This window comes from Shewanella sp. UCD-KL12 (assembly GCF_001957125.1).
Classification (GTDB): Bacteria; Pseudomonadota; Gammaproteobacteria; order Enterobacterales; family Shewanellaceae; genus Shewanella.
Genome location: NZ_MPHJ01000032.1, coordinates 1 through 6,123, shown reverse-complemented (window position 1 = coordinate 6,123; position 6,123 = coordinate 1). Strand labels below are relative to the sequence as shown.

General features: G+C 43.2%; 4 protein-coding genes, 5 tRNA genes and 1 rRNA gene. 9 read left to right on the top strand and 1 reads right to left on the bottom strand.

Annotated features, from left to right (window positions below; translation table 11 throughout):
• Positions 1 to 173: 173 nt before the first annotated feature.
• The 5 genes from rrf (at position 174) to birA (ending at position 3,878) form a co-directional block, all read left to right on the top strand.
• A 5S ribosomal RNA gene (rrf, locus tag BM736_RS24550) occupies positions 174 to 289 on the top strand.
• A 105-nt stretch (positions 290 to 394) separates the two neighbouring features.
• A tRNA-Asp gene (locus tag BM736_RS24545) sits at positions 395 to 471 on the top strand.
• A gap of 620 nt (positions 472 to 1,091) precedes the next feature.
• A tRNA-Asp gene (locus tag BM736_RS24540) sits at positions 1,092 to 1,175 on the top strand.
• A gap of 719 nt (positions 1,176 to 1,894) precedes the next feature.
• Entirely contained in the window at positions 1,895 to 2,926 is a 1,032-nt protein-coding gene (murB, locus tag BM736_RS24535; RefSeq protein WP_076416877.1) for a UDP-N-acetylmuramate dehydrogenase, read from the top strand.
• Entirely contained in the window at positions 2,919 to 3,878 is a 960-nt protein-coding gene (birA, locus tag BM736_RS24530; RefSeq protein ID WP_076416876.1) for a bifunctional biotin--[acetyl-CoA-carboxylase] ligase/biotin operon repressor BirA, read from the top strand. Before murB ends, birA begins: the two co-directional genes overlap by 8 nt.
• A gap of 10 nt (positions 3,879 to 3,888) precedes the next feature.
• Here the strand turns inward: birA and coaA are convergent, their stop codons facing one another.
• Positions 3,889 to 4,839, bottom strand: coding sequence for a type I pantothenate kinase (coaA, locus tag BM736_RS24525; RefSeq protein WP_076416875.1), 951 nt, complete (start codon positions 4,837 to 4,839; stop codon positions 3,889 to 3,891).
• A gap of 231 nt (positions 4,840 to 5,070) precedes the next feature.
• Here coaA and BM736_RS24520 point away from each other — a divergent pair.
• The 4 genes from BM736_RS24520 to BM736_RS24505 all read left to right on the top strand — a co-directional run.
• Positions 5,071 to 5,146: transfer RNA gene (locus BM736_RS24520), tRNA-Thr, on the top strand.
• Between the two features lie 7 nt (positions 5,147 to 5,153).
• A tRNA-Tyr gene (locus BM736_RS24515) sits at positions 5,154 to 5,238 on the top strand.
• Between the two features lie 35 nt (positions 5,239 to 5,273).
• Positions 5,274 to 5,347 (top strand) — tRNA-Gly (locus tag BM736_RS24510).
• 184 nt (positions 5,348 to 5,531) lie between these two features.
• Positions 5,532 to 6,123, top strand: a 592-nt coding sequence (locus BM736_RS24505; RefSeq protein WP_143562480.1) for a GTP-binding protein, incomplete at its 3' end; no start/stop codon positions are given.

The following is a 6,123-nucleotide window of genomic DNA, read 5'->3' as shown; positions in this document are numbered from 1 at the left end:
AGCGTTGTGAGGCGTTGAGCTAACTTGTACTAATGACTCGTGAGGCTTAACCATACAACCCAGATGGGTTTGTGGTGATTAGTGATGATTACTTTACAAGCACAAAAGAATACGACTTGATTTAAGTTAGAATGATTATAAAACCCAATTAGCTTTTCAAATTTCCAAATTAGTCTGGAAACCATAGCATTGTGGCCCCACCTGATCCCATCTCGAACTCAGAAGTGAAACGCAATAGCGCCGATGGTAGTGTGGGGTCTCCCCATGTGAGAGTAGGTCATTTCCAGGCGCCTAATTTGATTTTCACTTTCTAGAAAGTGATATCAAAGTCTACTGATAGTGACATATCAGAGACTATAAAGAATTTAGTGAAATGCTTCGGCAATTTACTAAAGGAGCGGTAGTTCAGTTGGTTAGAATACCGGCCTGTCACGCCGGGGGTCGCGGGTTCGAGTCCCGTCCGCTCCGCCAACACAAAGACGAAAGCCTCTGCAGCAATGCAGAGGCTTTTTTCGTTATGGCATCGCGGATAAATTCGCCTCAGCTACGCTAAATCTTCGCGATCGTATGCTTGTCGCTATCGCCACACTCGCCCACAATCATTACGATAAGCCCTAACAAAAATGTTAGGGCTTTTTCGTATCTCAGTTATATGGACAAATATACGAGCAGAGCGGTAGTTCAGTTGGTTAGCCTCTTTAAAAATAGAAAGCGGCCTGTCTCACGTGCCGAAGGCACATTCGAGTCCCGTCCGCTCCGCCAACACAAAGACAAAAGCCTCTGCAGAAATGCAGAGGCTTTTTTCGTTATGGCTTTTCGTATCTCAGTTATATGGAAAATATACGAGCAGAGCGGTAGTTCAGTTGGTTAGCCTCTTTATAGATAGAAAGCGGCCTGTCTCAAGTGCCGTAGGCACATTCGAGTCCCGTCCGCTCCGCCAACACAAAGACGAAAGCCTCTGCAGAAATGCAGAGGCTTTTTTCGTATGCGTGTCTCAAAGAAAAATCAAAGTGAAATGCGTAAGCACTTTGCTAAAGGAGCGGTCACTCTCGACCATCCATGGTCTAGGTGACATTTGTGCATCCATGCACTTCGTAGTTCAGTTGGTTAGGGCTTTTTATTAGAGATCGTCGGCCTGTCACGCCGGGGGGCGCGGGTTCGAGTCCCGTCCAACAGCATCCATGCTTAACTGCCCAGTTCGGCATACATGCCTCTCGTTCATAGGCATATCGCTACGCGATATTCACCCGCCAACACAAAGACGAAAGCCTCTACAGTAATGTAGAGGCTTTTTTCGTATCTGTTTTTCGGCAAAATGATTACAAAATAGTTGAGTGGGTTATATAAGCGCTTTGCTAAAGGAACGGTCACTTTCGACCATCCATGGCCTTGGTGACATTTGTGCATCCATGCACTTCGTAGTTCAGTTGGTTAGGGCTATTTATTTGAGATAGTCGGCCTGTCACGCAGGGAGGGGCGCGGGTTTGAGTTCCGTCCAACAGTATCCATGCTTAACTGCCCAGTTCGGCACTCATGCCTCTCGTTCATACGCATATCGCTACGCGATATTCACCCGCCAACACAAAGACGAAATCCTCTACAGCAATGTAGATGCTTTTTTCGTTACCATAAGCGCTAACACTTCTTATAAATGAGGGAGTGCTTTTTTGTGGCTGAAATCAAAGCTTTCCGTGCAGAAGGTATAGCAAGTATAAAATAACCTGAACTGGTGCAGCCTGTACAAAGTTTATTGTCTGAAATAGATCTAAGCCTGTTAATGATCCACTAGGTTCAATGAAATGTTCTTCATAATCGGCTGTGAGCCTGAGTGCTAATACTTTCTATGAGCTAAGTACGTTACAATGCAGTTTTATTGCTCCGAAAATTCATCTGTATGCCTGTATTAGAACAATCTTTAAAGCCTTTCAATACATTCCAAATTGAGCATAGTTGTGCGCAATTGTTCCATGCTAAAAACAAGGAGGAATTAACTCAGTACTGCTTAGCGCTTTATCGAAGTGACAAACCTTTCATGTTATTAGGTGGCGGCAGCAATATTGTGCTAACTGAAGATTTTCAGGGGGCAGTTGTTCGAGTCGAGTCTAAAGGTGTGCTCAAGTCAGAAGATGATAATTTTTATTATCTGGATGTTCAGGCAGGTGAAAATTGGCATGAACTAGTTGAAACCTCTTTATTGATGTCTATTCAAGGGTTAGAGAATTTAGCCTTAATTCCTGGCACTGTTGGTGCATCGCCTATTCAAAATATTGGTGCGTATGGCGTTGAGCTTAAAGATGTTTGTGATTGGGTAGAGTACCTTGATCTTACATCTGGTGAATTAATAAGACTTAAAGCTGCTGATTGTGACTTCAGTTATAGAGAATCCATCTTTAAAAAAGCGCTGAAAACCAAAGCTGTGATCACTGCTGTGGGCTTTAAAATTCGAAAGGTATGGCAGCCAGTGCTTACTTATGGTCCCTTAAAAGCTTTTGATAAAGAGACAGTAACAGCAAAACAGGTATTTGATTGCATCTGTAGCCTGAGGAATGAAAAGTTGCCTGATCCAGCCGTTCTGGGTAATGCTGGAAGTTTTTTTAAAAACCCTGTTATTTCTAAAGCGCGATTTATGAGGCTGAAGGAAGAATTTAACCACGCTGTTGGCTTCACCATAAATGATGAGCAAGTTAAAGTCGCTGCAGGATGGTTAATTGATAATCTCGGCCTAAAGGGATATACAGTCGGTGGCGCTTCAGTACATGAAGATCAAGCTTTAGTACTAGTTAATCTCGGGAAGGCAACTGGAAGTGATGTTGTTCAGTTAGCCAAAAATATTATTAACTCAGTTAAGCATGTTTATGATATTACTCTAGAAGTTGAACCTAGAATTATTGGTGCTAACGGAGAAAAGGAATTAGTAAATGATTGAACAATGGAGTCGCAAAAGAGAGATATTGGCTAGCTTATCAAATCAGCAGTTTGTGTCGGGTGAAGAGTTAGCTAAGCAGGCGGGTGTATCAAGAACCGCTATTGGTAATCATATAAGCTCTTTAGAAGAATATGGCGTTGAAATTTATAGCGTCAAGGGCAAGGGCTATAAATTGGCCAACCCGGTTTCGCTTATTAATGAAGAGAAGCTGAGATCTGCTAGCAGTAGCCGTTGTTTCTATTTTGACGAGTTGCCTAGCACTAACGGTTTTTTGCTTAAGCATGTCGAAGAGTTAAGTTCTGGTGATATTTGTATTGCTGAGTATCAATCTTCAGGTCGCGGTCGACGAGGCCGTAATTGGGTTTCGCCTTATGGTTGTCATCTATATTGTTCAATGTATTGGCGATTAGAGCAAGGGATGGCTCAGGCGTCAGGACTTAGCTTAGTTGTTGCTTGTGCACTAGTTAAAGCGCTTACAAGTTTAGGAATTGATGGACTAGGTGTGAAATGGCCTAATGATATTTATCTAAATGGCAAAAAACTGGCCGGCGTATTAATCGAAATGAGTGGTCAAGCTGACAGTGAATGCCACTTAGTCATAGGGGTAGGTATTAATATTTCTATGTCTCAGGAACAGGGTGATAAGATCGACCAAGCTTGGAGTGATCTTTCACAGAGCCTTGTTTGCCCGGATAAAACAGATTTGGCTATAGCCCTTCAAAAGCAGCTGAAGAGTGACTTAGAGCAATTTCAAACAGAAGGGTTAACACCATTTCTATCACGTTGGGCCGCAGTAGATATCTTCATGGGCAAACAGGTCAAGTTGCTGATGGGAGACAATGAGGTTCGTGGTATCTGTAGAGGTATTGATACTACAGGTGCCATCCTACTTGATACCGATGAGGGAGTCGTTCCCTTTGTAGGTGGCGAGATCAGCCTTAGACCAAGTTAGTAATAAGCAACTACTTACGCAGCAATACCTGGTTCATGAGGTGATCATCTCCCTTTTGCAAGATGAGGTGAGCCCTATCTCTAGTCGGCTCGATATTTAATTTGAGGTTTGGTCCATTGATGCTGTCCCAAATATTGGCAGCTGTTGAGGTCGCTTCTTGATCGTTAAGCTTTGAGTAGTGATGAAAATATGATTTTTCATCACTAAATGCGCCGCCACGGAACTGCAGGAACCTATCTACATACCATTTTTTGAGCAGTGGCTCACTGGCGTCCACATAAATAGAAAAATCGACAAAGTCTGATACGAAGGGCTGCTGAATACCAACTGCAGCATCCTGACCGCTCTGTAGAACGTTCAAACCTTCAATGATGAGAATATCAGGCTGTTCGATGCTCTGTGTTCTATCTGAAACCCTGTCATAACTTATATGGGAGTATATTGGAGCCTGGACATTATTATCTCCAGCTTTAATCTTAGAGATAAACTCAACGAGCATCTTCATATCATAGCTTTCTGGAAAACCTTTGCGCTGAAGTAATCCGCGTCGCTTTAATTCTGCAAGGGGGTACAGGAATCCGTCTGTAGTGACCAGATCGACTTTAGGGTGTTCATGCCATTGACTCAATAAAGATTGAAGAATACGTGCTGTAGTACTCTTACCTACCGCTACGCTTCCTGCGATACTGATAATATAAGGCCTTTTAGGCGGTTTACAGCTTAAAAATTCGTTTAGTACGAGCCCTCGTTGCTGTTTGGCGCCGACAATTAAGTTCAACAAGCGACTCAAAGGGAGATATATGTCGGTAACTTCAGTAAGAGAAAGCTTTTCATTGATACCCCTAAGCATGGTCAACTCGGACTCACTTAAGGTCAAAGGGACTGAATCTCGTAGTTCTGCCCACTGTGCTCTGTTAAATGCCATGTACAGTGCATTATGAATTTTGTTTTCGATAGGCATTGCTTCTCTCCATTTGAGGAATGAACAGTACACGATCAATTTCTGATGAACAATAATAATGGGCCATATGAAGTGGCTGTTTGCTAATAAAAAGTTTTTACGACTAAAAAAACATCGAAAGTGTGTTTTTATGGATGAAAAAGCGCCGTTCAGCATCTTTTTTTAGTTTTTTTAGAAAAAGCTATTGCACTTGTCCGCACATTTCCATAATATCCGCTACCGAAATGACACGCCGGCATAGCTCAGTTGGTAGAGCAACTGACTTGTAATCAGTAGGTCCCGAGTTCGACTCTTGGTGCCGGCACCATTTCTCTGGAGGGGTTCCCGAGTGGCCAAAGGGATCAGACTGTAAATCTGACGGCTCAGCCTTCGAAGGTTCGAATCCTTCTCCCTCCACCATATTCTAGGTAGTTAGGTAACCTGAAGTAGGTTGCGCGGATGTCGTATAATGGTATTACTCCAGCCTTCCAAGCTGATAACGCGGGTTCGATTCCCGCCATCCGCTCCAATTTTCGCTGATGTGCTCGCCCTTATGAGCACACCCTCTCGAGGGTGAGGTTTTAAGTCACTGCCATCAGCGCCAATCTGCTTCAAATATCCTATAAAAACTTAATTGATTCGATGACATTTATGCATCGAATTTTTTGTTGTATGTCGGTTTCATCACCAAGATATCTAATTGGGGCAATACCATGGCTAAAGAAAAATTTGAACGTAGCAAACCTCACGTAAACGTGGGCACCATCGGTCACGTTGACCATGGTAAAACTACTCTAACTGCTGCTATCTCTGCAGTATTGACTAAGACTTACGGTGGTGAAGTTAAAGATTTCGCACAAATCGATAACGCTCCAGAAGAGCGCGAGCGTGGTATTACAATTAATACCTCTCACATCGAATATGACACTCCATCACGTCACTACGCACACGTAGATTGTCCTGGTCACGCCGATTATGTTAAAAACATGATTACTGGTGCTGCACAGATGGATGGCGCGATTCTAGTAGTTGCTTCTACAGATGGTCCAATGCCACAGACTCGTGAGCACATCCTGCTTTCTCGTCAGGTTGGTGTACCTTTCATCATCGTATTCATGAACAAGTGTGACATGGTAGATGACGAAGAGCTTCTTGAGCTTGTAGAAATGGAAGTTCGTGAACTTCTTTCTGAGTATGAATTCCCAGGTGATGACCTTCCAGTTATCCAAGGTTCAGCACTTAAAGCCCTTGAAGGCGAAGCTGATTGGGAAGCTAAGATTCTTGAGCTTGCAGAAGCACTTGATA